This window comes from Nesterenkonia populi (assembly GCF_007994735.1).
Lineage (GTDB): Bacteria > Actinomycetota > Actinomycetes > Actinomycetales > Micrococcaceae > Nesterenkonia > Nesterenkonia populi.
Genome location: NZ_VOIL01000001.1, coordinates 1,469,481 through 1,496,436, shown reverse-complemented (window position 1 = coordinate 1,496,436; position 26,956 = coordinate 1,469,481). Strand labels below are relative to the sequence as shown.

At 68.8% G+C, this 26,956-nt stretch carries 22 protein-coding genes and 1 pseudogene; 10 read left to right on the top strand and 13 right to left on the bottom strand.

All coding sequences use genetic code 11. From position 1 onward, the window contains the following. Positions 1–111 precede the first annotated feature (111 nt). Together FWJ47_RS06880 and FWJ47_RS06875 are read right to left on the bottom strand one after the other, a co-directional pair. Positions 112–1,032 (bottom strand): NADP-dependent oxidoreductase, encoded by a 921-nt coding sequence (locus FWJ47_RS06880; protein ID WP_170228516.1) that lies wholly within the window; start codon positions 1,030–1,032, stop codon positions 112–114. A gap of 324 nt (positions 1,033–1,356) precedes the next feature. Continuing rightward, positions 1,357–2,022 carry a YitT family protein gene (locus tag FWJ47_RS06875; protein WP_147105972.1) on the bottom strand — a complete coding sequence of 222 codons (666 nt, stop codon included), beginning with the start codon at positions 2,020–2,022 and terminating at the stop codon, positions 1,357–1,359. Between the two features lie 75 nt (positions 2,023–2,097). On the opposite strand from FWJ47_RS06875, the gene FWJ47_RS06870 reads away from it, so the two are divergent. Then, a complete protein-coding gene (locus FWJ47_RS06870; RefSeq protein ID WP_147105969.1) occupies positions 2,098–3,786 on the top strand; it encodes a DUF885 domain-containing protein in 1,689 nt (562 codons plus the stop codon). On the opposite strand, the gene solA is transcribed toward FWJ47_RS06870, so the two are convergent. From solA to FWJ47_RS06855, 3 genes are all read right to left on the bottom strand, one after another. Next, positions 3,787–4,959, bottom strand: coding sequence for an N-methyl-L-tryptophan oxidase (solA, locus tag FWJ47_RS06865; protein WP_147105966.1), 1,173 nt, complete (start codon positions 4,957–4,959; stop codon positions 3,787–3,789). A 1-nt stretch (position 4,960) separates the two neighbouring features. Further along, the gene (locus tag FWJ47_RS06860; RefSeq protein ID WP_147105964.1) at positions 4,961–7,465 is read right to left on the bottom strand and encodes a GcvT family protein; all 2,505 of its coding nucleotides are present in this window, start codon (positions 7,463–7,465) and stop codon (positions 4,961–4,963) included. 114 nt (positions 7,466–7,579) lie between these two features. After that, complete coding sequence (locus FWJ47_RS06855; RefSeq protein ID WP_147105961.1) at positions 7,580–8,344, bottom strand: IclR family transcriptional regulator; 765 nt, start codon at positions 8,342–8,344, stop codon at positions 7,580–7,582. Between the two features lie 174 nt (positions 8,345–8,518). Between FWJ47_RS06855 and FWJ47_RS06850 the strand changes: the two genes are divergently transcribed. The 4 genes from FWJ47_RS06850 to FWJ47_RS06835 are packed head-to-tail and all read left to right on the top strand — an operon-like array spanning position 8,519 to position 12,752. Beyond that, positions 8,519–8,866 (top strand): bifunctional 3-phenylpropionate/cinnamic acid dioxygenase ferredoxin subunit, encoded by a 348-nt coding sequence (locus tag FWJ47_RS06850; protein ID WP_147105958.1) that lies wholly within the window; start codon positions 8,519–8,521, stop codon positions 8,864–8,866. Continuing rightward, positions 8,863–10,101: an NAD(P)/FAD-dependent oxidoreductase gene (locus tag FWJ47_RS06845; protein WP_147105956.1), complete on the top strand. Its 1,239-nt coding sequence runs from the start codon at positions 8,863–8,865 to the stop codon at positions 10,099–10,101. The genes FWJ47_RS06850 and FWJ47_RS06845 overlap by 4 nt, the downstream gene beginning before the upstream one ends. Before the next feature lie 10 nt (positions 10,102–10,111). Further along, complete coding sequence (locus FWJ47_RS06840) at positions 10,112–11,326, top strand: aromatic ring-hydroxylating oxygenase subunit alpha (protein WP_147105953.1); 1,215 nt, start codon at positions 10,112–10,114, stop codon at positions 11,324–11,326. A gap of 22 nt (positions 11,327–11,348) precedes the next feature. Then, positions 11,349–12,752, top strand: coding sequence for an L-serine ammonia-lyase (locus tag FWJ47_RS06835; protein WP_147109079.1), 1,404 nt, complete (start codon positions 11,349–11,351; stop codon positions 12,750–12,752). 15 nt (positions 12,753–12,767) lie between these two features. On the opposite strand, the gene FWJ47_RS06830 is transcribed toward FWJ47_RS06835, so the two are convergent. From FWJ47_RS06830 to FWJ47_RS06820, 3 genes and pseudogenes are all read right to left on the bottom strand, one after another. Next, complete coding sequence (locus tag FWJ47_RS06830) at positions 12,768–14,975, bottom strand: catalase (RefSeq protein WP_147105950.1); 2,208 nt, start codon at positions 14,973–14,975, stop codon at positions 12,768–12,770. Between the two features lie 169 nt (positions 14,976–15,144). Next, the gene (locus FWJ47_RS06825) at positions 15,145–16,035 is read right to left on the bottom strand and encodes a nitroreductase family protein (protein WP_147105947.1); all 891 of its coding nucleotides are present in this window, start codon (positions 16,033–16,035) and stop codon (positions 15,145–15,147) included. Positions 16,036–16,070: 35 nt separating this feature from the next. Beyond that, a pseudogene (locus FWJ47_RS06820) lies at positions 16,071–17,438 on the bottom strand (DEAD/DEAH box helicase); the annotation flags it as partial. A 259-nt stretch (positions 17,439–17,697) separates the two neighbouring features. On the opposite strand from FWJ47_RS06820, the gene FWJ47_RS06815 reads away from it, so the two are divergent. Further along, positions 17,698–18,336, top strand: a complete 639-nt coding sequence (locus FWJ47_RS06815) for a hypothetical protein (protein ID WP_147105941.1) — start codon at positions 17,698–17,700, stop codon at positions 18,334–18,336. Between the two features lie 28 nt (positions 18,337–18,364). Here FWJ47_RS06815 and FWJ47_RS06810 read toward each other — a convergent pair whose 3' ends face one another. The 5 genes from FWJ47_RS06810 to FWJ47_RS06790 all read right to left on the bottom strand — a co-directional run bounded on the left by FWJ47_RS06810 (position 18,365) and on the right by FWJ47_RS06790 (position 23,716). Continuing rightward, positions 18,365–19,936, bottom strand: a complete 1,572-nt coding sequence (locus FWJ47_RS06810) for a molybdopterin-dependent oxidoreductase (RefSeq protein ID WP_147105938.1) — start codon at positions 19,934–19,936, stop codon at positions 18,365–18,367. A gap of 39 nt (positions 19,937–19,975) precedes the next feature. After that, positions 19,976–20,746, bottom strand: a complete 771-nt coding sequence (locus FWJ47_RS06805) for an anti-sigma factor (RefSeq protein ID WP_147105935.1) — start codon at positions 20,744–20,746, stop codon at positions 19,976–19,978. Continuing rightward, on the bottom strand, positions 20,733–21,344 hold the full coding sequence (locus tag FWJ47_RS06800) for a sigma-70 family RNA polymerase sigma factor (RefSeq protein ID WP_147105932.1): 612 nt from the start codon (positions 21,342–21,344) through the stop codon (positions 20,733–20,735). Before FWJ47_RS06800 ends, FWJ47_RS06805 begins: the two co-directional genes overlap by 14 nt. Before the next feature lie 190 nt (positions 21,345–21,534). Continuing rightward, the gene (locus FWJ47_RS06795) at positions 21,535–22,284 is read right to left on the bottom strand and encodes a fasciclin domain-containing protein (RefSeq protein ID WP_246126195.1); all 750 of its coding nucleotides are present in this window, start codon (positions 22,282–22,284) and stop codon (positions 21,535–21,537) included. Positions 22,285–22,447: 163 nt separating this feature from the next. Then, the gene (locus FWJ47_RS06790; RefSeq protein WP_147105929.1) at positions 22,448–23,716 is read right to left on the bottom strand and encodes a flavin monoamine oxidase family protein; all 1,269 of its coding nucleotides are present in this window, start codon (positions 23,714–23,716) and stop codon (positions 22,448–22,450) included. Positions 23,717–23,836: 120 nt separating this feature from the next. Here FWJ47_RS06790 and FWJ47_RS06785 point away from each other — a divergent pair, with 120 nt between their 5' ends. Genes FWJ47_RS06785 through FWJ47_RS06770 form a run of 4 tightly spaced genes read left to right on the top strand, consistent with a single transcriptional unit; the run spans position 23,837 to position 26,956 of the window. Then, a complete protein-coding gene (locus FWJ47_RS06785; RefSeq protein WP_147105926.1) occupies positions 23,837–24,304 on the top strand; it encodes a DUF3817 domain-containing protein in 468 nt (155 codons plus the stop codon). Further along, complete coding sequence (locus FWJ47_RS06780) at positions 24,301–25,080, top strand: CDP-alcohol phosphatidyltransferase family protein (RefSeq protein ID WP_147105923.1); 780 nt, start codon at positions 24,301–24,303, stop codon at positions 25,078–25,080. The genes FWJ47_RS06785 and FWJ47_RS06780 overlap by 4 nt, the downstream gene beginning before the upstream one ends. After that, on the top strand, positions 25,077–26,135 hold the full coding sequence (locus tag FWJ47_RS06775; protein WP_147105920.1) for a glycosyltransferase family 4 protein: 1,059 nt from the start codon (positions 25,077–25,079) through the stop codon (positions 26,133–26,135). The genes FWJ47_RS06780 and FWJ47_RS06775 overlap by 4 nt, the downstream gene beginning before the upstream one ends. Further along, a complete protein-coding gene (locus tag FWJ47_RS06770; RefSeq protein ID WP_147105916.1) occupies positions 26,090–26,956 on the top strand; it encodes an SAM-dependent methyltransferase in 867 nt (288 codons plus the stop codon). Before FWJ47_RS06775 ends, FWJ47_RS06770 begins: the two co-directional genes overlap by 46 nt.

Genomic DNA, 26,956 nt, shown 5'->3' with positions numbered 1-26,956 from the left:
CCGTGAGAGCAGTGAGGAGCTCTCGCGGGGGCCGCGCTTCCCATCGCGCATCACTATTAGAACATGCCTTCTAGCGGTGCACAATACGCCGGTCGAAAATAGTTTCGAAGACTAGCGGGTTGCGTCGATGATGATCTTTCCGTTGGAGCCGTCGGCGTTGTGCTTCATGGCCTCGGCAGCCTGCTCGAGCGGGTATACGGTGTCGATGTCCACCTTCAGGCGGCCCTCGGCGACGCGCTGCAGCAGAGACTCCAGCCGGGCCGCGTCGGGACGCACCCAGATGATCCGGCCGCCGTGCTCGAGCACGTCGAAGTCAGCGACGGAGACCTGTCGGCTGCCGTCCACCAGCAGGGCGAGGGTCTGCTCCATCACTCCGCCGGCGAAGTCTGCTACCGCGGTCACACCGTGAGGCGCGATCTCACGGACCCGCTCTTCGAGGCCTTCGCCGTAGGCGACCGGCGTGATGCCGAGGTCGCGCAGCTTCTGATGGTTCTTCTCGGATGCGGTGCCGATCACGGTGGCCCCGGTCTCGGCGGCCAGCTGGGCGCCGAAGTGGCCGACGCCGCCGGAGGCCGCGTGGATCAGCAGGGTGTCCTCGGAGGTGAGGTTCAGCGCCTCGAGGGAGCGCAGGGCGGTCAGACCGGCCAGCGGCACTCCAGCAGCGGCGTCGAAGTCCACGCCGTCGGGGATGCGCGCCACGTCTGAGGCGCGCAGAGAGACGTACTCCGCGTAGGTGCCGCCGTGGACGAAGTCCTTCCGGGCGTAGGCGGCCACACGGTCACCGGGCGAGAGCTCGGGAACGTCCGGGCCGACCTCCTCGACCACACCGGCTGCGTCCCATCCGGGGACGACGGGGAAGACGACATCGATGAGCCCGTCGAGGTAGCCGGCCATCAGCTTCCAGTCCACGGGGTTGACCGAAGCCCGCTCCACCCGGATCAGCACCGCACCGGGCGCCACTTTGGGAGTGGGCTGGTCAGTCAGCTCGAGGGTGTCAGGCTCTCCGTACTGCGAATAGGTCATTGCGCGCATATCCGCCCCAACGACTGCAGCCGCTTGGAGATTCCTGGTGCACCCGACGCCGTGCGTATGACCGGTGCGTTCCTGAGGCGGCTGATTCCCGAGAGCGCTCAGGCTGTCCTGAACGCCTTTCTCGCCACATCGGAGGAGATTCAGTGCTTCCACTGCGCCCCCAGTCCCCTCGAATTGTGCGCGAGGCACCTGTCAGCAGGACGGAACGCAACCTTAGATGAGATGCAATGGCCGTGACTGGGAACCTCCGACCAAAAGCTGCCGCCATGGCTCTCAGCATCAAGGAACGCGCCGGTCCCTGCTGAGCTGTGTCCTCTTCCCGGCTCACCCCCGGTAGCGGCCGGGCCTGTGGTTGAACGCCAGGACAATGTTGAGGGTGACGGCGCCGAGCACTGACAGGGCCACGAACGGCGGGGCGATCACCATGAACGCCAGCAGCACCACGGTCACGTCCAAGCACATCTGCACGTACCCGGCGCGCAGCCCGAACTGCTCCTGGGCGATCAGCGCCACAATGTTGAAGCCGCCCAAGGAGGAGCCGTGCCTGAAGATCACGATCAGCGCCACTCCCAGCAGGAAGTTGCCGCCCACCGTCCCGTAGACCGGGTCGATGTCCCCCAACGGCATCAGCCGGGCGCTGATCTCCGTGAAAACGGCGAGCGCGGCCACCGAGACGATGGTCTTCACCGTGAACTTCCAGCCTTTCCTCCACCAGGCCAGCAGGTAGAACGGCAGGTTCACCAGGACGAACAGGGGGCCGACGCTCAGCGGGGTGGCGTAGGTGAGCAGCAGGGCCAGGCCGGCGGTGCCGCCTGTCACAGCTCCGGTGTGCTCAAGGATGTAGAGCCCGAGGCCCGCTATGTAGGTGCCCACGAGCACCCCGAGGATGTCCTCGGGGAGAGTGTGCTGGAGCTTCGGGTCGCTGGCGAGCGGCCGGGGGCTCCGCTCTCGCTCGCCGCTGGGTGGGTTCTGGTTCTCTGCGCCGCTCACAGGGTGAGACTCTACTCAGCAAACGTGACAGCAGTGTGATCCCTGGTTTACGCGCCGTGGGAGAGGATGTCCCCCATGACTTTTTCGCTCAGCGGGGAGACCCCGCGTCAGCTGGCCGATTCCTTCGTCCACGCGTTGGCCGGCCTGGATCCTGCAACGGCCGCGGAGCTGGGGCTCCATCTCAGCGATCCGCGCATGCCGGACTTCTCCCCGGAGGCGGCGGAGCGCCAGGCGGAGCTGTGCCGGCAGACGCTCGCCCGCCTGAACGAGCTTGAGGCCGAGGCGGGCAGCTTCGACGTCGCGGAGCAGCGGTGTGCGGTGCTGCTGCGGGATCGGCTGGGCGTGGAGCTTGAGGCTCACCTGGCGGGTGAGCACCTGCGGCCTCTTCGGAACATTGCCTCCCCGGTGGACGAGGCCCGAGGGGTCCTCCTGCTGGTTCCGTCGGAGACTGAGGCTGACTGGAGAGTGATCGGTCAGCGGCTGAGCGGTCTGACGGCGTCCTACTCCTCGCTGGTCCGCTCGCTGGAGGAGGGCCGGCGGCAGGGCCTGTTCGCGGCGCCTCTGCAGGTGCGCACCGTCATTGAGCAGCTCAATGCCTGGCTTGACGAGCACGAGGGCGCACCGACCTGGTTCCACGAGTTCGTCGCCGAAGCGCCCGGCTCTGTGCAGGAGGAGCTGACCGCCGCGGCGGACGCTGCGGCCGCCGCCGTCGCGGATCTGCGCGCGTATCTCTCCGAGACCTGCCTGCCCGCCTCGGAGGGCACCCCCGACGCGGTGGGCAGGGAGCGGTACCTGCTGAACGCGCGCCGCTGGGTGGGCTCCAGCATTGACCCGGAGGAGGTCTACGCCTGGGGCTGGGGCGAGTACCGCCGCATCCGTGCCGAGATGGAGGAGCTCGCTGAGCAGATCAAGCCGGGCTCCACCCCGGTGGAGGCGATGCGCTGGCTGGAGGACCACGGCCGCCGCGTGGAAGGTGTGGAGGAGGTGCGCGTCTGGCTCCAGGAAATGATGGACCGCGCCATCGCGGAGCTGGAGGGCACCCACTTCGACATCGCTGAGCCGATCAGGAGAGTGGAAGCGATGATCGCCCCGGCCGGCTCCGCGGCCGCCCCGTACTACACCACCCCCTCCCTTGACTTCTCCCGACCGGGCCGCACCTGGCTGCCCACCCTGGGGCGCACCGACTTTCCGATCTATGATCTGGTCTCCACCTGGTACCACGAGGGCGTGCCCGGGCACCATCTGCAGCTGGCCCAGTGGGTGTACGTGAAGGAGCAGCTCTCGGTGTTCCAGACCACCGTGGGCGCATCCTCCGGGACCATGGAGGGATGGGCGCTCTACGCCGAGCGACTCATGGATGAGCTCGGCCGGCTCGACGCAGAGGAGCGGATGGGCTACTTGGACGCCCAGATGCTGCGGGCCGTGCGGGTGGTCATCGACCTGGGCATGCACCTGGAGCTGACCATCCCCGAGGACTCCCCCGTGTCCCCTGGCGAGACCTGGACTCCGGAGCGGGCCGGGGAGCTCTTGGCGATGAACTCGGGCAGCCCCCAGGAGTTCATCGACTCAGAGATCATCCGCTACCTGGGCTGGCCGGCTCAGGCGATCAGCTACAAGCTCGGCGAACGCGCCTGGCTGTCCGGTCGGGCTGCCGCTCAGCACGCCCGTGGGGAGAGCTTCGACCTCAAGGACTGGCATATGAAGGCCCTGTCCCTGGGAGCTCTGGGCCTCGATGACCTGGAGGCGGAGCTGGCCCGCCTGTAGTCAGCGGAGGGATGCCGGCTCGGCGAGCGCCTCCCGAGAGGGGTCGAAGAGGCTGATGGGGTGCTCGGTGGTTCCGGCCAGGGCGAGGTCGGCAAGGATCTCCCCCACCACGGGCACGAACTTGAAGCCATGTCCGCTGAATCCGCAGGCGAGGGAGACCTGCTCGTGCTCCGGGTGCTGGCCGATGACGAAGTGCTTGTCCGGGGTGACCGAGTAGAGGCAGGTCTTGGCCATGACGCTCTCCCCGGACAGGTGCGGGAAGAGCTCCTGGGCCCGAGCCTGCATGCGATGGTTCTCCTCATCGGTGACGTGACGGTCGACGCTGTCGGCGCTGGTGGGGGTGCCGAGCCGGAAGAACCCGAGCTTGAATCCGCCGTCGGGGCCGTCGGTCATGGGAAACCCATAGATCTGGTGGTTGTCATAGGTCTGCTCGACGTAGACCGGGTGGCTCTCCTCGCTCCAGGACTCGTAGCGCACGGCGTCGAAGTCCGGGGCGAACCAGTGGAAGACCATGCGTTCGATGCTCAGCGGAAGGCTGAGGTCGCTCAGCAGCTCCGGGGCCCAAGCGCCGGGCGCTATGACCAGCCTGTCGGCGCCGTAGGTCCCGGCTGCGGTGGTGACCTCCGCTCCCCCGCCTGCGGCCGGCTTCCAGCCGAGCACCCGCTGCCCGAACCGCAGGTCCGCACCGTGGCCCTGGGCGACCTCCGCGTTGGCGATCACGGTCTCCTCAGGACGGACGTAGCCGGCCTGCTGCTCGAAGAGCCCCAATGCGTCCTCGTGGGGGTCCATGGTGGGGAACCGTGCGCGGATCCGGTCGGCGCTGAGGACCTCATGGTCGAGTCCGTGCAGCTGCGCGGCGGCGAGGGACCCGGCGAACGTCTGGGACTCGGGGTGCCCGATGTAGATCCCGCCGCAGAGGTTCATCAGGCCGCGCCCGGACTCATCCTCCAGCCTCCTGAACCCTTCGTAGGCCGAGAACAGCAGCGGAACGTAGGCAGGGTCCTCGAAGTAGGACTGCCGGATGATGCGGGTGCCGCCGTGGGCGGAGCCCTGGTCGTGCCCGGGCCGGTAGGTCTCCAGGCCGAGAACTTTGGCCCCGCGGCCTGCGAGCTCCTTGGCCGCAGCGGCCCCCATGGACCCCAGCCCGACGACGATGACGTCGAAGCTCTCCATGTCAGCTGCGCATCCTCTCTCCGGCGGGGTCGAAGCGGGGTTCGACGACGACGTGCGCCGGGCACCTCGCGCCGAAGCAGCCGACCTCCACGCCTGTGCCGGGCCCGGCGAGCGCGGCGGGCAGCCAGGCGTAGGCGATGGACTCCCCCACCGTGTAGCCGTGGTCAGCACTGGTGACGTAGCCGAGCACCTCGCTGCCCTGCCCTGCGGCCCATACGGGCTCGCCGCCCATGAGCACCTGGGCGGGGTCGTCGAGGGTGAGGCAGGCCAGCTTCCTCTGCGGCGGGGCGGCGTCGGCGAACCGCTCTGCGGCCGCGCCGCGGACCGCGAAGTCGACGCCGGCCTCGGAGGGGGTGTGCTCCCGGTGCATGTCGCGGCCCCAGAGTCGGAAGCCCTTCTCCAGGCGCATGGATTCGAAGGCTCGCCGCCCCACGGGAATGATGCCGTGCTCAGCACCGGCGCTCATGATCTCGTCCCAGAGGAAGCGGCCGAACTCGGCCGGTGCGTAGAGCTCCCAGCCGAGCTCGCCCACGTAGCTCAGCCGCAGGGCGAGCACCGGCACGCCGGCCACGCTCATCTCCCGGCCCCGGTAGAACCGGAAGCTCTCGTGGGCGAGATTCTCCTCGGTGAGCTGCTCCAGGACAGTGCGGGCCTGCGGACCCCACAGTCCCAGGCCGCAGGAGCCGCGGTCGGCGGCGCTGATCCGGAGGCCGTGGAATCCGAGGCGGCGGGACTGCTCGCCCAGCCAGGCTGCGTCCTGGCTTCCGTTGACGCCGAGGTGGTAACGCTCCTCGCCCAGCCGTGCGACGGTGATGTCAGAGAGCACCCCTCCGGCTTCGCTGAGCAGCAGCGCATAGACCACGGTGCCGGCCTTCCTCCCCACCGGACGGGAGAGCACCGACTCGAGGAACGACGTCGCCCCCTCGCCGGCAACGGTCAGCCGCGGCAGCGAAGACATGTCCACCAGCCCGACGGCCTCTCGCATGCCCCTGGCCTCCAGCGCGACGACGGGGCTCCAGTGGCGGGCGGCCCACTCCTCACGTTCGGGCAGCGGCCTGTCTCCGAGCATCGGGGTGCCCAGGGAGGCATTGGCCTCGTACCAGAGCGGCCGCTCCCAGCCGGATGCCGACTCGAACACTGCCCCGAGGGCCTGCTGCCGCTCGTAGAACGGTGAGGTGCGCAGCCCGCGCATCCGCAGGGTGGAGGCCTTCGGGTGGACGATGTCGTAGACCTCGTCATATGACTCCTCACCCTGCTCCCGGGCCCAGCGCCTGGAGACCACCGCGGGGTCGAAGCGCGCGAGGTCCAGCCCATGGGTGTCGATGCCGGGCTCGCCGGTGGTGATCCAGTCAGCCATGACCTGCCCGACGCCGGCGGACTGGGTGACCCATACTGCCTGGGCCATCCAGAGGCCTTCGATGTTCGGGACGGGACCCAGCAGGGGCCCGCCGTCGGGGGTGAAGGAGAAGATCCCGTTGAAGGACATCGCACGGTCCAGCTGAACCCCGGTGCCCTCACCGAGCATGCCGGGCAGCAGCCGCTGGGCCTCGGCCCAGGTGGGGGCGAAGTCCTCCTCGGTGAAGGGCTTGACAGCCGGGTGGACGCCGGTGCGCTCGAACTCCTCCGCGGTGGCGAGCTTCTGGTGCTCCACCGGCAGGGGCCGGTGCTCGTAGGCGCCGACGGCAATGCGCCGCCCCCATTCGCGCAGGTACATGGCGTGGTCCTGGTGACGCAGCATGGGCCTGACGGTCTCGGTGCGGTCATCCAGGCCGGCCAGTTGGGGCACGGATGTGCTGAAGCCGAATCCGTGCTCCACCGGCAGCATCGGAATCTCAAAGCCGAGCAGCTCTCTTGCCATGCCGGGTCCCCAGAGCCCTGCGGCAGCGATGACGATGTCTGCCTCAATGCGCTGCGGCTCGGCATCCGGCGCTGCACCGACAGGCACGACGTCCACCCCTGTGGTGCGGGAGCCGCGAACAGCGATGCCGACCACCTTGGTGTTCGGCAGGATCTGGGCCCCGCCGGCTTGGGCACGTCGGGCCTGGAGCTCGACGGCGCGCACTCCTTTGACGACGGCGTCGGTGGGAGTGTGCAGGGCGGAATGAATGCTGGAGGTGTCCAGGTCAGGCCAGAGAGCCTCGATCTCTCCGGGGCCGATGAGACGCGAGGGGATCCCCCAGGCGTCGGCGAAGCCGTGGCGGCGGCTCAGCTCCCGGTCGCGCTCGGCGGTAGTGGCGATCTCCAGGCCGCCGGTGCGCTTCATCACCCACTCTCCTCTGACCTCGAGTCCGTCGAGCTTGTCGAGGGTGCGCTGCGCGAGCTGGGACATGCTGCGGCTGGGGCTGGTCTGGAAGACGAACCCGGGAGCGTGGGAGCTGGAGCCCCCGGTGACGTAGAGGGGCCCCTGGTCCACCACGGTGACCTGATTCCACCCCCTGAGGACCAGTTCGTCGGCGAGGGCTGAGCCCACTACGCCGAGGCCGATGATGACGACTCGTGGTGCCATCTGCACCTCCCTCCATCGTGCGTTGCGTATTGTGCAACGCCGCGCTCATGATGCGACAAGACTAGAACGGCCGAGTCCGCGTACAAAGCTGATCCTAGGGTCAAGAAGAAAGTTTTACCTGCCAGAAATAAATGCCGCGGCCTCGCGGAGAACTCCCACATGAGCCTCGAAGCTGGACTCCGGAAGCCTGAACGCCGGCGCAGTGACGGAGAGCGCGGCCACTGTCTGCCCCACCGCATCCTGGATGGGGACGGCGACAGCGTTGATCCCCTCCTCCCACTCAGCCACCGCTGAGGCCCAGCCGCGCTCGAGGACCTTCTCCAGCTCAGCCTCAAGCCCAGCAGTCTCCACGACCGTCGAAGCGGTGTAGGCCGTCAGCGCAGAGCCGATGACTCGCCGCTGCTCGGCAGGGTCGCCGTGGGCCAGCAGCACCTTGCCGGTGGACGTGGCGTGCAGCGGCCCCCGCTGGCCTACGTACTGCTGGGCAACGCCAATCATCCGCTTGCCCTCGGTCTGGGTGATGGTCATCGCCGCTCCGGCGTCGAGGATCGCCGCATTGACGGTCTCATTGAGCTCCTCAGCCGCGGCGTCGCAGCACTGCTGAGCATCCCGGGCCAGATCGATGCGGCCGGTGACCGCCCCGGCCATCCGAAGCACTCCGAAGCCGAGCCGAAACCCGCCGCGGACCTGCTCCTGCTCCACCAGGTCATGCTCCTCCAAGGTGGCCAGCAGGCGGAAGGCGGTGGAGCGGTGGACCTGAAGCCGGCGGGCGATCTCGCTGATCGTCAGCCCGGACTCCCGGCGGAGCAGCTCGAGGATCTTTGCGGCCCGGTCCACCGACTGCACCGTGCCGCCCTCCTTGCCCGTATTCTCCGCCATTCAGAACACCTGACCTCTTTTTGTGTTTCTTTTTCGTAAAATTTTCCGCACATCACCCGTTCATGCTTGACGCTCCCAATATGCAGGACGCAATACTTCACCCAGCACTGTTGTTCATCATGAACGGTGTTGCATAATCCGCAACGTTAGACGAAATGTGTGGTGGTGGCAAGCATGAGCCTCCGAATCTGCTCCCTGGATGACCTGACCCCTGGCGAAGGGCTGCGCATCGACTCGGTCAGCCCTCCCCTCGCCGTCTTCCTCACCGAGGAGGGCACTGTTCACGCCCTGGACGACACCTGCACCCACCAGGATGCCTCTCTGGCGGCCGGCTGGGTGGAGGACTGCCGCGTGGAGTGCCCGCTGCACGAGTCCACCTTCTCCCTGACCACCGGGGACGTGGATCAGCCCCCCGCCAAGCGCGGCGTCCGGGCACACACCGCAGAGGTTCGCGACGGCGAGGTCTGGGTGGAGCTCTCCAGCGCGGAGCCGAACCTTCCCCCGGGGGTGAGGCTGGCATGAGTCTCCCCGCAGACGGGCACCTGATCATCGTCGGCGCCGGCCTCGCCGGCTACCACGCCGCCCGCGGCGTGCGGCACCACGGCCACCGCGGCCCCATCACCATATTCGGCGAGGAGACCCGCTCGGCCTACGACCGCCCCGCCCTCAGCAAGGCATACCTCACCGGCGCGGTCGCTGAGGAGGACCTGCTGCTGGACGACCCCGAGAACCCTCTGGAGGCTGACTGGGTCAGCGGCCTCGGCGTCGTCGGGCTCTCCGGGAGCCCGGACGGCACCGAGCCCCTCGGGGTGCACACCGCAGACGGTGCTTTCCACCCGGCCGACGCGGTGGTGATCACCACCGGCGCCTCAGCCAGGACTCTGCCCGCGGCCAGCGCCGAACCGACCGCAGCCGAGGAGACTGCCGCGGTGCGCCCCTATGTGCTGCGGAGCATGGACGATGCGCTCGCCCTCCGTGACGCGCCCCTGTCCGGGGCCAGCGTCGCTGTCCTGGGCGGAGGATTCCTCGCCCTGGAGGCTGCCGCGACCTGCACCCAGCGCGGCGCCGCCGCGGTCACCGTCGCCGCCGGCGAGGAGAACCCGGGCGCCAAACGCCTCGGCACACCGGTGGGCCGGGCGATCCGGGCCGCGCACGAGGCCCATGGGGTGCGGTTCGCTCCCCCGGCCCGGGCGCAGGCGGTCCGCAGCACCCTGAACGGGCACGAGGTGCTGCTGGCAGACGGATCCACAGTCGAGGCCCAGGTGGTGATCTGCGCGATCGGCGCAAGTCCCCGCACGGAGTGGCTGCTCGGATCCGGGGTGTCCCTCACCGAGGACACCTCCGCGGTGCTCTGCGATGACACCGGCGCCACCGCCGTTCCCGGCGTCTACGCAGCCGGGGACTGCGCCCAATGGGCATCCCACTCCTCAGGGCTGCGGCCGGTGGGCCACTGGCAGGAGGCCGTGGAGGAAGCCGCCGTCGTCGCCGCCGCTCTCACCGATGCTGAGCCCGCCTCCCTGCAGGAGCCCTACTTCTGGTCCGACCAGTTCGACCTGCGCATCCAGGGCGCCGGGCGGATCCACCTGGCCGACACCACCACCGTGCTCGAGGGGTCCGCGGCTGAGGGAAGCCTGCTGGTCAGCTGCACCCGGGACGGGGAGGAGATCGGCATCCTCGGCATCAACCGCCTGCGCGACGTCACCCGCTGGCGCAAGAAGCGTCGCATCCGCAGCACCGCACCCGCACTCGCCGCCTAGGAGAACCGCCATGATCATCGACCACCTGGATGAGCCCCTCCCCGGCTCCTCACTGCGTCCCACGCCCCCCGGGCACGCCTACACCGATGCCAGCATCTTCGCCTCGGAGCAGGCGGAGATCTTCGAAAAGATGTGGAACTGCGTGCTGCGAGCCGACGCCCTGCCCTCCGCCGGGCATTGGAAGACCGTGCGGATCGGCCGGGAGGAGGTCATCGTCGTGCGCACCCGCAAGGCCGGGGTCCAGGCCTACTTCAACGTCTGCGCCCACCGGGGCATGCGGGTCTGCACCGCCGCCGAGGGGAGGAGCAGGACCCTGCAGTGCGGCTACCACGCCTGGACCTACGCTCTGGAGGGCGATCTGGTGGCCGCACCGAACCTGACCTCCATGCCGGATGTCGACCGTCAGCAGTATGGGCTCAGGCGCGTTCAGGTGCGCGAATGGCTCGGCTACGTGTGGGTGTGCCTGGCCGAGGAGCCCCCAGACTTCGACGAGGCGGTCCTCGGCGAGGTCCGCACCCGGTTCGGGGAGATCGAGTCCATCGACAACTACGGCATCGAGAGCCTCAGATGCGGGGAGACGAAGACCTACGACGTCGCGGCGAACTGGAAGCTCATCATCGAGAACTTCATGGAGTGCTACCACTGCGCGACCATCCATCCGGAGCTGACAGAAGTGATCCCCGAGTTCGCCGACGGGCTGGCCTCCCAGCGCAAGAACGGCGAGGTCCACGGCTCCAACTTCGGCCAGGACGTCCACGGGTTCACGGTCGACGGCTCCGCGTCCGGGTTCGGAGAGCTGCCCTCGATCGCCCCGGGCCAGGATCGCAGGTACTACGCGATCACGGTCAAGCCCCAAGTGTTCATCAACACGGTGCCGGACCACGTCATCATCCACCGGATGTTCCCGGTCTCCGAGTCCCGCACCACCGTGGTGTGCGACTGGCTGTTCCTTCCCGAGGTGGTCGCGAAGGCGGAGGCCGGCGAACTGGACCTCACCAAATCGGTGGAGCTGTTCCACCGGGTGAACCGGCAGGACTTTGAGGCCTGCGAGCTCACCCAGCCTTCGATGAGCTCCAAGGCCTACGCCGGCGGGGGCGCCCTGGTCCCCAGTGAGCATCACATCGAAGAGTTCCACGCCTGGTGGTACCAGACCCTCGGCCTGAGGCGCGACGCCGACGCTGAGGATTCCGCCGCAGCGCCTCCAGCTCCGGCCCCGGCGGCCTAGGCGAAAACGCCCCATGTCCGCCATGCAGGTCAGTCTCTTCGATCTCTTCAGAGTGGGCATCGGCCCCTCCTCCTCCCACACAGTGGGGCCGATGCGCGCCGCCCGACGCTTTGTCGCCGAGGAGCTCGCTGCCTCCGGGACGGCGGGCCGAGCCGTCCGGTTGGAGGTGGACCTCTTCGGCTCGCTGGCTGCGACCGGCGCCGGACACGGAACCTTTCCCGCGGTGCTTCTCGGACTGGAGGGCTGGGACCCGGAGGAGCTGCTGCCCGCCCAGGCGGAGGAGCGGACAGCCGAGATGCAGGCCGCCGGGCTGATTCGGTTCGCCGAGCAGCTGGGCTTCGGACAGCCTGTGCCCCTGCGGGCCGAAGATTTCACACTGCGCCCGCTGACGGTCCTGGAGCGGCACACCAACGCGATGCGGATGAAGGCCTTCGACGCCGAGGACATGCTGCTGGCGGAGAACACCTACTACTCGGTGGGCGGAGGGTTCGTCGTCGCCGAGTCCGACGAAGCCGGCGTCTCCGCCGACGGGGAGGCTCCGGCCCCCTACCCGTTCTCCTCCCCGGAGGAGCTGATGGCGCACTGCGGCCAGACCGGTCTGCCCATCTCGCAGATCATGCTCGCCAACGAGGCCGTCCGACGGACTGAGGATGAGGTGCGCGAGGGGATCTGGCGGATCTGGACCGTGATGGAGGACTGCAGGAGCTCTGCGCTGTCACGGACCGGGCCGCTGCCTGGCGGGCTGAATGTCCGGCGTCGTGCGCCCGGCTGGCATGCCCGGCTCTCGGCGCAGGATTCCGAGCGCAGCTACGCGTACTGGCAGGAATGGGTGAACCTCACCGCCTTGGCGGTCAATGAGGAGAACGCCTCAGGCGGTCGGGTGGTGACTGCGCCCACCAACGGCGCGGCGGGAATCATTCCCGCGGTGGGGTTCTATGCCGCGCACTACGGTCCCGGCGCCAGCTTCGCCCGAGTGCAGGACCGCCGAGCGATCGTGACCGCCTACCTGCTGACCGCCGCTGCCGTGGGAGTCCTGTATAAGGAGCAGGCCTCGATCTCGGGGGCGGAGGTGGGCTGCCAGGGCGAGGTCGGCTCGGCATCCTCGATGGCGGCGGCCGGACTGTGCGAGGTGCTCGGCGGCACTGCCGCACAGGTCGAGAACGCCGCGGAGATCGCCATGGAGCACAGCCTGGGACTGACCTGCGACCCGATCGGCGGGCTGGTGCAGGTGCCCTGCATCGAACGCAACGCGATCGCCGCGGGCAAGGCGGTCAACGCGGCTCGGATGGCGCTGATGGGCGACGGCGAGCACCGGGTCTCGCTCTCCGAGGTGATCGCGACGATGCGCGAGACCGGCAAGGACATGTCCCACAAGTACAAGGAGACAGCCCTCGGCGGCCTCGCGGTCAACGTCGTCGAATGCTGACCGGCCCGTGCGGGCTCAGCCGGCCGGGGCGAACCGCTCCCAGACTCGGTGGGCGCCCATCAGCTCGAAGAGCTCCTCAAGCTGCGCGGGCGGGTCGCCGACCAGCACTCCGGGGGCTCCGGCCCGTATGCCGGCGGAGGTGAGCACCGCGGAGCCTTCGGCGAAGACGAGCGCCTTGGAGTGCCGGTAGGCCTCTGCCGCCATCAGAGTCAGGCGCGGGTCCACGTTGGAGACGCCGACCGGGTCGCCGAGCTTCTGGTCGCCGGCCGGGTCCGCGCCGGCGGCACCCCGGGAGGGTCCGGTGGCGAAGATGATCGCGTCGAACTCGACGGAGCGGGCCGTGAGATATGTGCGCTGCGGGTGCACGCCGGTGCTCAGCGGCGCGCCGGTGGGGGCCACCACCAGCGGCACCATCCCCTGGGCGTCGATGTCCTCCCGGACCTTCTGGATATCACCTGCGTCGGAGGACTCGTCCACGACGACGCCGACCAGCCGGCCCTCGGCCGGCCAGGTCTGCCCGATCTGGGAGAGGGCCGGGGAGGCGACCACGTCCTCAGCCGGAGGCTCGGTGGGCTCAGGCACCGGCTGGCCGAGACCTTCGGCAACGCCGGCCGCCAGCTCGGCGTCGATGTTGGCCAGGCACTGCAGCTGCCGCTTCTGGATGGTGAGGTCGTAGCACTTGCCGAGCTCGAAGGTGTACGCCTGGACGATGTGCTGTCGCTCCGTGTCGGTGAGGCTGCGGTAGAACATGGTGGCTTGGCTGTAATGATCATCGAAGCTGGCCGGCTTGCTGCGGATCTTCGGACCGGTGACCTGCTGGGGCACATCGATCAGGGCAGGAGGCTCCTCCCCGTGTGCGTCGTTGACCGGATGAGGGTTCCCGCCGTTCAGGCTGCTGGGATGATACGGGGCCACCCCGGTGTGGTCGGCGGTCTGGTGGAAGCCGTCCCGGTGGTTGTCGTTGACTGGGCTCTTGGGCCGGTTGATGGGAATCTGGGCGAAGTTGGGCCCGCCCAGACGGGTGATCTGGGTGTCCATGTAGCTGAACAGCCGGGCCTGCAGCAGGGCGTCGTCGGTGACGTCGATGCCCGGCGGCAGGTGGCCCGGGTGGTAGGCAACCTGCTCGGTCTCGGCGAAGTAGTTGGTGGGGTTGGCGTTCAGCGTCAGCCTGCCCAGGGGGTGCACCGGAGCGAGCTCCTCAGGCACGATCTTCGTGGGGTCGAGCAGGTCGATCCCCTCGAAGGTCTGCTCCTCGGTGTCCGGGAAGACCTGCACGCCGAACTCCCACTCGGGGCAGGCGCCCTTCTCGATGGCATCGGCGAGGTCCCTCCGGTGGTAGTCGGGGTCCAGGCCGTTGGTCATCAGGGCCTCCTCCCAGGTCAGGGAGTGCACCCCCAGCTTGGGCTTGAAGTGGAACTTCACCAGGCAGGTCTCGCCCTCAGCGCTGATCATCCGGAAGGTGTGGATGCCGAAGCCCTCCATCATTCGGTAGGAGCGCGGAATGCCGCGGTCCGACATGTTCCAGATGGTGTGGTGCTGCGCCTCAGTGTGCAGGGAGACGAAGTCCCAGAAGGTGTCGTGGGCGGACTGGGCCTGCGGGATCTCCCGGTCCGGGTGGGGCTTGGCGGCATGGATGACGTCCGGGAACTTGATGCCGTCCTGGATGAAGAAGACCGGGATGTTGTTGCCGACCAGGTCGAAGGTCCCCTCGTCGGTGTAGAACTTCACCGCGAAGCCGCGGGTGTCGCGCACCGTGTCGGCGGAGCCGCGGCTTCCGAGCACGGTGGAGAACCGCAGGAACACCGGCGTCGTCCTCTTCTCGGCGAGGAAGCCTGCCTGGGTGATGCTCCCGGCCGTTCCGTAGGACTCGAAGATGCCGTGGGCGCCTGCGCCGCGGGCGTGCACTGCACGCTCCGGGATCCGCTCGTGGTCGAAGTGCATAATCTTCTCCCGCAGGTGGTGGTCCTGCAGGAGGGTGGGACCGCGCTTGCCGGCCCGCAGGGAGTGGTCGGTGTCGCGGACACGGGCTCCCTGTGCGGTGGTGAGGTACTCGCCCTGCTGACGCCGGGCCTCGTTGGCTCCCTTCACAGGGGCTCCGCTGGGACTCACCTCCGGCGGGCCCTGCTGGTCGGGCTTCGGCTGTGCCGGGGCGGCGGGCGTGGTGGGCTGCTCCTCGGGAACAGGTTCTTCCTGGGGTGCGCCGGGAATGCGGATATCCTTCATCGCAGGATCCTTCCGGGAGGGGGTGCATCAGGGCACGCAGCCGGAGCGGATTCAGCGGTGCGGCAGCCTCCGGCCGCTTTCGTCACCGTAGGAAGGAACCCTGGAGCTCTGCGCCGCGCAGCCTGGACACCGGCTGGCAGATCCAGGCGGCCTGGGGGTGCTGGCCCGCCTACTTCAGACCGAGGCCCCGGGAGCGCAGAAAGTCGGCGAGCTTATGCCGCTGGGTGGCGAAGGTCGCTTTCTCCCCCAGCCTGCTGACCAGGCGGCGCCCCCAGGAGGGGTCCATGTCATAGTCCCGGTAATACTCGGCGAGGGTCGCCTCGTAGGCCGCGAGCTGCTCGGGAACAGCGTCGGCGTCATAGGTCTCGAAGTGCAGGAAGCTCTCCTGCGGCAGGCGCGGCTTGATCCCGGCCTCCTCCTGAGGGTCCGGGTGGCCGAGCTCCATCCCGACGAATGGGATCACATCCTCGGGCAGCTCGAGCACCTGCGCGAGCTGCCCGGAGTCGTTGCGGACCGAGCCGAGGAACACCCCGCCCAGCCCCAGCGACTCTGCGGCGACGAGCGCGTTCTGGGCGTGGATGCCGGCGTCGCAGGCTCCCACGAGCGCGATGTCGAGGTAGTCCAGGCCCACCGGCTCCCGGCCGGCGGCATCAGCGAGGTGGCGGGCGCGGCGGAAGTCGACCAGCCAGATGATCAGCGCGGGAGCGTGCCTGATGTGCTTCTGGAAAGGCCCTCCGATCTCCGCGACGGCGTCCTTCTTGTGCTGGTCCCGTATGACCAGAGCAGAGATGATCTGCTGGTTCGAGGAGGTGGAGGCGGACTGGGCGGCCGCGATCACGGTGCGGACCGTCTCGTCCGACACCTCCCGGTCCAGGTAGCGGCGCACGGAGCGATGGCGCAGCAGCACATCGAGGGTCTCGTTCCACTCCGGCGGCTGCCAGTCCGCCTCTCTGCCGTAGCGGGCGTGGAGCCGCTCGGCGGGGGTGCGCTGCTCCACGGCGGCGGCGGTCTCTCGTGGTGCCGGGGTGCCCTGGCATCGGCGGAGGGGCTGCTCAGTCATGCCCTCAACCTAGCAAGGGCAGGCCCGGCTCAGCGCTGAGGTGACGAACCGCGACGCCCGCGGGCGCCCCCGCGGGAGCTCCTGCCCTGGGCGCTGCCGCCGCGCACGCCGCCGGAGCGGCCTCCCCGGCTGCGACCACCGCCGCCGCGCCCTCCGCCTCCGCGACCGCCCTGCTGGGCGGGCTGAGCCGGAGCGGGCTCCACGTAGGCGGCCTGCTCGCCGACCAGGGCAGCCACCTCGGGCGACTCCGGGCTGACCGCGATGGGCCTCACCCTGATGTCGGCCTTGCGGAGCAGAGCCTCGGTATCTCTGCGCTGCTCCGGGAGCATCACGGTGACGACGTCGCCGGCGCTCCCGGCCCGAGCTGTGCGCCCGGAGCGGTGCAGGTAGGCCTTGTGCTCGGCCGGCGGGTCCACGTGGACCACCAGTTCGATCCCGTCGACGTGGACGCCGCGAGCGGCGACGTCGGTGGCCACCAGCACCCTCACTCCGCCGTCGCTGAAGGCAGCGAGGTTCTTGTCCCGCTTGGCCTGGGAGAGGTTGCCGTGCAGGTCCACGGCGGGAACGCCCTGGGCGGTGAGCTTCTTGGCGAGGTTCTTCGCCTGATACTTGGTGCGCGTGAAGAGCACCCGCCGCCCGGTCCCTGAGGCGAGCGCCTGGACCAGCTCCTTCTTCTGGTCCGGGTGGACCTCGAAGACGTGGTGGGTCATCGCAGAGACGTGGCTGGTGGCCTCGTCCACCGAGTGGTGCAGCGGGTCGGTCAGGAATCGTCTGACCAGTTTGTCGACCCCGTTGTCCAGGGTGGCCGAGAAGAAGAGCCGCTGGGCGTCCTCGGGGGTCTGGGCCAGGATGCGGGTCACCCCGGGAAGGAACCCGAGGTCTGCCATGTGGTCGGCCTCGTCGAGGACGGTGATGCCTGTGCTCTCAAGGCTGAGGACCCCCTGCTTCAGAAGGTCCTCCAGGCGGCCGGGGCAGGCGACGACGATGTCCACGCCCTTGTTCAGCGCCTTCTCCTGGTGCTTCTGGCTGACTCCGCCGAAGACGGTGGTCGTGGTCATCCCGTAGGCGTGGGCCATGGGCGCGATGACCGCGTCGATCTGGGTGGCGAGCTCACGGGTGGGAGCGAGCACCAGGGCCTTGGGCCTGCGCGGCCGGACGGAGGCCCGGTTCTCGCCGAGACGGGCCACCAGCGGCAGCGCGAAGGCGATGGTCTTTCCGGAGCCGGTCTTTCCCCGGCCCAGGACGTCACGCCCGTTGAGGGTGTCGGGCAGGGTAGCGGCTTGGATGGGGAAGGCGATGAACTTGCCCTCCTCCGCGAGCAGACGGGTCAGCGGGGCGGGGAGGCCGAGCTCGGCAAAGGTCCGCTGGTCTGCCTCGGCGGCTTCGTTCTGCTGGTCGGTGATGGTGGGAGTTGAGATGGCGTGGGCCTTTCAGCATGCGCCAGATCTTCCGCGGCGTACGACGCCGTCGTGCCTGGCATGGGTGGCGAACGCACCGGTCGGTGCACTCGGTTCGCCGCGAGAAGATCACTGCTTGAAGCGCGGATGCCGGCTCATGGCGGCCGCTCCGGCTGAATGAATGCGTTCCTACGACGCAGGTGCGCTGGGCACCAGATACCCCAGCCTACACCGTGAAGCCGCGTACATCCGTAGGATCGGTGCTATGCCCAGTGCGCCTGTCACCGATGCCGCCCTTCGCGCAAGCCTCCTCTTCGCCGTCGCGGAGAGGAGGAGTGCCCCATCCGCCGTCTCAGCGCTCGACGACGAGATGGTTTCGGAGGTCTCTGAGCTGCTTCGCCGACAGGGCAGCGCCGAGGTGATCGAGGGTGTCCTGTCAAGCATCGGCGCGGGGCGGCGATCTGTGCAGACCGACCCCTCGCTGAGCATCTCCGCTCAGAAGTACGACCGCATCCGGCGGGACTTCCTCGCTGAGCACGGGCTGGACGGCGCGAAGGGACGGTCAGTCTGGCCGGTGAGCAGCACGACGATCCTCAAACGCGCTGGGGGCTCCTGGAACCAGGCGCTGCGTCAGGTCGGCCTGGCCGTGTCGGAGCAGAGGGCGGAGGGGACGTTCGGCGCGGCAAAGTTCAGTCCCGGACATTTCCGCTCCGCGCTGCGAAAGTTCCAGCAGCATGCTTCGGAGAGCGGCTCCTCGACCAGCTATCAGAACTATCTCCGGTGGCGGAAGGCCCACGCAGCGGCGGGACGCGAGGACCTTCCATCGGGCGCGGCGATCCGCAACGCCTACGGCACCTGGAAGGCTGCTCTCGAGGCGGAGGCGCCTGAGCCTGGGGGGCGATGAGATGCCGTGCCGAGCGTGAGGTCAGCTCTCAAAGCTGCTCGACCTGGAAATCAATGCGATGGCGCCCGGTGGCCGCGTTAGGTATGGGGTCTCGACGATCACCGGTCTGCACCTCACCGTCGGCGGTGATTGCCCGCACCGCCGCCCAATGCCGACCGGGGTCCGCATCAGCGAGCACGTAGCGCCATTGGCGCCAGGTGTCCGCCGAGACATCGGAGCCCAGCTCTGCCGGTTCCCATTCGCCGCCGTCGACCTGGATCTCCACCCGATCGATTCCGACGGGCTGGGCCCACGCGCTGCCTGCGATCACCACGTCTCCCGCCGGCAGGGCCTGCAGCGGCCGCGGCACGTCGATCCGAGAGGAGACGAGGATGGGCGCCTGCTCATCCCAGCCCCGGTCAGTCCAGTACGCGGTCTGCCGGTCGAACCGGGTGACCTCCAAGTCCACGACCCACTTGGTGGCTGAGACGTACCCGTACAGGCCTGGAACCACCAGACGGGCGGGGAATCCGTGCTCGGCCGGCAGCGGCTGACCGTTCATGCCCACCGCCACCATGGCGTCACGCTCATCCGTCAGCACCTCGAGGGGCGTGGATGCGGTGAAGCCGTCTGCCGACTGCGAGAGCACCATGTCTGCCTCCGGCAGCGGCCGCGCCTGTGCCAGAAGCTCCCTGACCGGGTATCCGAGCCACGCTGCTGTGCCCAGAAGGTCCCCTCCCACTGGGTTCGACACGCACGCCAGGGTGATGTGGTGCTCCTCGAGCGGCATCGACAGCAGTTCGTGCATGTCGATCAGCACCTCGTTCTCCACCAGGCCGTGGATGCGCAGAGTCCATTCATCAGGATTCAGCTCAGGAACGGCCAGAGCGGTATCGATGCGGTAGAAGTCAGCATTGTCGGTGATGAAGGGAGCCACCCCGTCGACGCCCACCGATGCGGAGTCCGGGATCAGGGAGGCCCGAACCGCGGGTGAGGGCAGAGCCATCCGGGTGACAGCCTCTCCGGCCTCTCGGCCGAACGTCTGCACCGACCGCCCCAGGGCCAGCGATGCGGCCGCCGCGGCAGTGCCTGCTGCAGCCAGTCCCAAGAAGGCTCGGCGCGATGCGGCCTGCTGGCCTGCGCCGCTGGCATCGCCTCGGGCACCACGGCGGGCCGTGAGGATCAGTGCGGTCAGCGCAGCGAGGCCCAGGACGGCACCGGCCGCAGCAGGGATGGCGTCCGCAGCACCGGTGTCCGGGCGGACGAGAACCACCAGGATGAGCCCAGCAGCAACAGCGCCGAACATCACCGCTGCCAGCTCCAGCCTGTGCCGGGCGAGAACACCGAGAAGTGCGGCCAGAACGGCTCCTCCTCCAGCCATGCTGATGAACAGGACCGTCTTGTTGCTGCTGCCGAACGTGGAGATCACGAAATCCTGCAGCGCAGGGGGTGAGACCGCAATGATGGTGTTCCCCAACGCCACCAGCGGAGAGGACGAGGGGGCGAAGAACCGCGCCAGGACGTCTGCCAGCCCCAGGAATATCGCCGCTGCCACGAGACCCGCCGCGGCACAGCGGAAGGTGCTGGGAACTTCTCTGCGTGAGAGATCGCTGGAGCTCATGCCCGGTGTTCGGAGCCGCGGCACCGGACGGATGGGACCTCAGAGCTCGGCGACAATGATGGGGTCATCGGTGGGCTCGGCTGAGCCGCCGGAGGGCTCGACCGTCACGCCGAACGCAGCTCCCTCCTCGATCTCTACGGCGGAGAGCATCTCCGAGCTCTCAGCGCTCATCAGTCCCAGGCTGTGCGGACCGTCTTCGTCGATGAGCCACATCTGCATGGCTTCATCATCAGCAGGTGCGGGCAGATCATGGGGAACGATGTGGATCAGCTGAGCATCCGGCGAGTAGGTCACGCTGACGCTTCCCCCCACGGCGGACTCAGCATGGGCCGCGGTGAGATCGGGAGCAGCGAGCAGCAGCTCCATCTGTTCGCGCTCACGCTCTGCGGCCGTGAGCGACTCCTCGATCTGCTGCGCCTGCTGGACCTGGTTCCAGAGCATGGTTCCCAGTGCGGCGGCCACGATGATCAGCACTGATGCGACCAGTGCGAAGACCCCCCTGGTCAGGCGGTCGCGGTCGGAGCGTGCTGCTCTCGGGCCGGATGCGGCGGGCGTCGCCGCCGGCCCCGGCTGCTCCTCGCCTGGGACGTCCTGGTGAGGAATGCCGAGGATCGCGGCGTCGGTGTCCGAGCTGGGCGCGATCGGGTCGTCGGACTCTGAGAGCAGCGCCATGGTGTCTGAGAAGGATGCGACCTCCCTGCGGAACCGGGGGTCGGTCTCGTGGAGGGATCGCGCGGCCTCGTACTCTTCAGCCGTGAGGCCGCCGAGCGCATAGCCGGCTGCGAGATACTCGTGATCAGCGTGCATCATTCACCTCCAACTGGACTCGCAGACGTTTCATGCCGTCGCGTATTCGTGATTTCACCGTTCCCAGCGGAGTGTCCAACGCCGTCGCAATCTCGCTGTGGGACAAATCTTGATAGTAGGCCATGGCGATTGCCCTCGCCTGATCAGCGGGCAGCCGCCGCAGGGCGGTATTCAGCCGGACGGCCTCCACGTGGTTGAGCGCCTCTGCCTGAATGTCGGGCTCCACCTCAGGGGCCTGCTTGATGCCCTCTGCGAAGTCCCGGTTCTGCTGCGCCTGGACGGAGCGCACACGGTCGATGGCTCGGCGCCGGCACATCGTGGTCAGCCATGCTCTGCCGGTTCCCGCATCCGCCCGGAAGGTGTCAGCTCTGTTCCACACCTCGAAGAAGACATCCTGCAGCACCTCTTCTGCCAGGGACCTGTTGCGCACCAGACGCAGGATGGTCGCCAGTAAGATGCTGCCGTGCTCGCGGTACAGGATTTCGAACGCCTGTTCGTCTCGGCGCTGAATCCTGACAAGCAGTGCGCCGCAGGCGTCCACGGCCGCCTGGGACGTCGACGAGGGGCCGGGGCTCTCGTCTGCTGGGTGGGGTCCGGACATTTCTTAAGCTTGCCATGGAGACGGCCGGATCACGAGCTGACCGAGCCGGCCCCACGGTCCTTGATAGGGGATGGGATGGGACGACGGCGACGCCTCGACAGCCCTTCGGGCAGGTCGGGCGCCGCCGTCGTGTGCGCGCCGCAGGCAGCGGGGCACCGGGGCTCCTCCGAGAGACGGGAGGGGGCGGGGACTACTCCGCAGCCGCAGGCATCAGAACTCCGTCAATCATGTAGACCACGGCGTTGTCGGTCTGGACACCGCCGCAGACCAAGCCTGCCTCGTCGAACATGAGGTCTTCGCCTTCGCCGGTGATCGTCACCGTTTCGCCGTTGACCGTCTCGTGCTCGCCTTCGATCTCATCGGGGCTCATCTGTCCTGGGATGACGTGATAGGTCAGCACCTCGGAGAGGGCGTCAGCGTCCTCGGCCAGGGCGTTGAGGTCCTCTTCGGGCACTTCGGCGAATGCATCGTCGGTCGGGGCGAGAACCGTGAACTCGTCACCGTTGAGGGTGTCGACGAGGTCAACCTCGGGGTTCAGCTCGCCGGAGACAGCACTGGTCAGAGTCGTCAGCATCGGGTTGTTGGAGGCAGCAGCGGCCACCGGGTCCTGGGCCATGCCCTCGACGGAGCCGTCGCCCTCAGGCACCTGCTCCGCATAGTCCTCGCAGGCTGGGCCGACGAGCTGAGCGGCTGGGTCCATCTCCTCATCCATGCCCTCCTCGGAGCCTTCCTCCATGTCATCGTCTTCGGCGGTGCCCTCATCCTCGGTCTCGCCGTCGTCCATGGGCTCCTCCTGCCCCATGTCCTCCTCGGCCTCGGTCGCAGCGTCCTGGTCGTTCTCAGGCGTCTCGTCCTCGGCTCCGCCGCAGGCCGTCAGGCCCAGCAGCGCGACCGTGCCGATGCCCAGGAACCTGCTCGCCGTGCGCATGTGAATATTCATGGCTGAATCTCCTATAGAACTGTTGAGGAACAGGCCGTGATCTCCTCGTTGTGCTCGGCCTGCGTACCTACAGTTCGGCGCCGCCCAGGCATCGGATGGGATCAGCCCCAGACTTTTTCAACGGCTCGCACAGCTGGGGACCGATCGGCCGGATTCCAGCCGCCTACACGATTCCACCGGAGGCCAGCAGCCCTGCGGCAGCCTGTCCGGCACGGTCCCCGGAGACCAGCGCACCCTGAATGGACCCGTGCTCGCGATGGTCTCCGGCCATGAGCGTGCGGTCATTGATGCGCTGCCCCACCCGATCGGCCAGCGGCGGCGGCTGGGCCGGAAGGGCGTGCGGCACTACGTGGTGAGTGATGAGCTCCCAGTCCCGGGTCGAGGTGCGGTACAGCCTTTCCAGATCACGCCGGATGACACGTTCCTCGGCCCGACCATCCGGCTGGTCCAGCAGCGTGGTGGCCTGCACGAGATGCTCACCAGCGGGCGCATAGGAGGGCGCGACTTCGGAGATCGCAGCCGTGTTCCAGACCGGCCCGGCAGGGCCGCCGCCGGCACGGGCGGCGTCGAGCATCAGAAACCGCCCGGTTCCCGGCGGCTCGGAGGCCCGGAACCACCAGGTGGTCAGGCCGTGCGCAGCCGGCGCCGGAATGTCGGTGAGATCAGCTGCGTGCTGGGGACCGACTGCCACCACGGCAAGACGAGCATGGAGAGCACCGCTGTCCGTGGTGGCCCTGACTCGGCCGGCCGTGTCCTCCAGCTCTCTGACGGGCGTGCCGAGCCGGACAGGATCCGCCAGGGAGGCAGACATCTGCTCCGGCAGCGCCTGCATCCCCTCCTCGGGGAGTCCGGGCGCCCCCAGCGCGAACCAGCGCATCAGCAGACGCGCATAGTTCGCGGACTTCCCTCCGGAGCTGTCGGCCAGGACTCCGGCCAGAAAGGTGTCCAGCAGGTCACGGCGCAGGGGGCCGGTGAGGCCCGCTGCGTCAAGGGACGTTCGGAGGGTGCGGTCATCCGCGGCTCGCGAGGCGCGGCTCTCCCTGAGCAGGACGGGGCCCATCCAGCGCAGAAGGGCAAGGACGTCTGAGGCCTGCACGTGCCTGCTTCCGAGGGTGGCCGGGGCCAGGCGGGGATGCCGAAGCGGGTGAGCCACCAGGGACGCGCCTTCGTCCGTGCTCACCAGCGCGCCCACGCCGAACTTCTGCAGCTTCAAGGCGGAGACACTGATCCAATCGCGGACTGCCGGGTAGGCCGGGTTGAGCACCTGGAACCCCCGATCGCAGCGGAAGCCGTCGATCACGTCGGTGCGCACACGGCCGCCGACACGATCCTCCGCCTCCAGGACGGTCACACGGCATCCGCTGCGCTGAAGACGGCGAGCGCACTGCAGACCTGCGAGGCCGGCCCCGATCACGATCACGTCGGTGTCCATGTCACTCCCTTGCGATGGCGTGGTGCCAGTCTACGGCGGAGCGGGCGGCCGGTAGACTGATGCGTCGCCAGCGGATCGTTGGATCATGCCTGCTCAGCACTGCAACGAAGGAGTTTCCTGATGAGCCCGCACTCGCTCTTCCGCGCGATGGCTGTCGCAGAGGCTGTCTCGTGGACTCTGCTGCTGGGCGGTATGGTGCTGCGCGCTGCGGCCGACCTGGATATCGCGGTCACCGTCGGCGGCGGCATCCATGGGTTTGTGTTCCTTGCCTATGCGGTGACGGCTGTCCTGGTGACGAAGAATCAGCGCATGGGGCGCGGGCCGGCAGCCGCAGCCATCATCAGCGCCATCATTCCCTATGCCACCATTCCGGCTGACCTTTGGCTGAGCCGGTCCGGCCGGCTTCGGGGCGGCTGGAGACGCGGAGCGACTGACGATCCGCGGGATCAGCTGTGGCACGACCGTCTCTTCCGCGCCGTGGTGCGGCACCCTGTGCTCAGCTGCGTGGTGCTCTTCGGCGGCGTCGCGGCTGTATTCGTGGCGCTGCTGGCGCTGGGCTCGCCCCTTGACAGGCTCCCGGAGTCATGACGCAGCGCCTTCCGGCGTCTGCGGGCTCCGCGGACCGTGGAGGCGCATCCGGCGGCGTCGCGGCAGCGGCGTCGCCCCTTCTTGCTGTGATCGGCGCCGGAGGGCTGGCCGTGCTGGCTTCGGCCGGGCCTGCTGCGGGCGCGGTGGGTGCGGCGTCGTCCTTGGTGGTTCCTCTGATCGCGGCGTGGTCGGTCATCAGGCGACGGCGCCAAGCAGTCACTTCTGCGGATCGGGTCACGCTGCTGCGTGTGGCGCTGATCGGCATTCTCACCTCGGCATTGGTGCTGGCGATTGCCGGGGATCTTCCCTCCCGCACGTGGATCGTGCTCGGCCTGGCCTCGGCGGCGGCGCTGCTGGATGCCGTGGACGGATGGGCTGCGCGTCGAGCGGGGCGTGGAACCGACGCTGGAGCGCGCCTGGACGCTGAGTCCGACGCCGCGGCGCTGCTCGTCCTCTCGACACTGCTGGCCATGACGGTGGGCTGGTGGGTTCTGCTGATGGGCCTGATGCGCTATGTCTTCGCGGCAGGTTCGCTCCTGAGGCCTCACTGGAGCCGAGCCCTTCCCTACAGCAGCTTCCGCCGGGCCGTGGCGGCGCTCCAGGCGATGGCGGTGGTGATCGGGCTGGCCCCCATTGTGCCGGTGCCGGCGGCCGCCGCCCTGTCCGGTGCCGCGCTTGCGGCGCTGCTGGTGTCGTTCGGACGCGATGCTCTCCTGCTGGAGCGCATGAGGCACGGCAGCGATTCGAGGCATCCTGATGGGGCGGATGCGTCGTGAACGGCCCCGCCCCGGATCGCGCGTTCGTGGTGCCGGCCGAGCTGCCCGGTCCCAACGGGGGTTCGGTCTACAACGAGCGTGTTCTGAGCGTTTGGCGGGGGCAGGGTCTGGACGTCGCCGAGGAGGCTGTGGGCGGCACGTGGCCGCTGCCCGGGGCGGGCTCCCAGAAGGCTCTGGCTCGCCGCCTGCGCCGGTACCGGTCGGTGCTGATCGATGGGATCATCGCTTCAGCTGCCCCCGATGCGATCGCTGAGGCTCAGGCGGGCGGTGTCGAAGTGGCCGTCCTGGTGCATCTGCCGCTTCCGGCCGAGACGGGCCTGAGCCTGCAGCGGCGCTGCTGCGCGGAGGCCCAGGAGCGGCGCTCCCTGCAGATGGCCGACCATGTGATCTGCACCAGTCACTGGGCTGGCCGTGATGTGACGGCCCGCTACGGCCCGCTGCCGTATGAGGTCGCGCCTCCGGGCTGCGATGCGGCGCCTCTGGCTCAGGGATCCAGTCCTCCGGGCATCTTTTTTCTGGGCTCGATCTCCCCGCGCAAGAACCCGCTGCTTCTGATTAGGGCGCTGGAGCCGCTTCAGGATCTGGAATGGACCCTGCGGCTCACGGGACCGCAGGGCCCCGACCGGGAGTACGCCGATGCGGTCTCCACAGCTGCGCGCCGCCTGCACGGCCGGGTCGAGATGACCGGGCCGCTCTCAGGAGAAGATCTGGATCTGGCTTGGGACGCCGCTGACCTGCTGTCCCTGCCCTCGTTGGCGGAGACCTACGGCATGGTGGTCACCGAAGCTGCTGCTCGCGGGATCCCTGCCATGGTCGGCGAAGGCACGGGCGCCGAGGAGGCGCTGGCCGCGGCGGGCCATCAGCCGGGCGCTGCGCCGCTGCCGGGCTGCGCTGCGGACCCCACTGATGCGGGGGCGTGGACGGAGGCTCTCAGCCGGTGGCTGCGCCAGGAGGACCTTCGGAGCCTGTGGCGGACCCATGCTGTTCTGGGCCGGGATAGACTCCCGCCATGGAGCGAGACCGCGAAGAGCCTGCAGGCGGCTCTGCGTTGGTGACACGTCCCGTGGCAGCCGACTGGCTCACCCTGAGGCGTGCCGCCGACCATCAGGCCCGCGAGCCCACGGTCCCTGCGGTCGAGCGCATCGGCGCATGGCTGCGCGGCCGGCTCGCTGCTGATGAGGCAGCCCTGGTGATCGATCTGGGGGCGGGGACGGGCTCGAACCAGGCATGGTTGGCGCCGCGTCTGGCAGCGCCTCAGCGCTGGATCCTTCTGGACCACGACGCCGGGCTGCTGAATGTGAGCACCACAGACCTGTCGGAGCAGGCGGGCACGACGAGGGTCGTCGGCACGGTCGACAGGCTGCCCGAGCTCCTCGGGTCTGAGGTGCCGGCCCTGGTGACCTGTGCGGCACTGCTGGACCTGCTCTCAGCTCGTGAGGCGGCCCTGATCGCCGAGTCCGTGGCCTCCCGTGGTGCAGCTGCTCTGCTGAGCCTGACGGTGACCGGCGAGGTGTCGCTCACCCCCGAGGACGGGTCTGATGCGGTGATCGCCTCAGCATTCGACGCCCACCAGCGCCGCAAGGACCTCCTGGGGCCCGACGCTGCCGAGGCCTTTGCCAGCATGCTGCGCGAGGCGGGAGCTGCGGCCGAGGTGATTGAGACTGACTGGGTGCTGGATGCCTCCTGGCCGGAATTCGTCGGACGCTATCTCACCGACCGCGCCCAAGCCGCCGCGGAGCAGGATCCGGATCTGTCCGAAACAGCTCAGGAATGGGTGCGGCGTCGTTCTGAGCAGCTTCAGCGCGGTGAGCTCACGGTGCGGGTGGGGCACCTGGATGTGGTCAGCATCCCGGAGCCTCCGCCGGCTGCAGGCTGA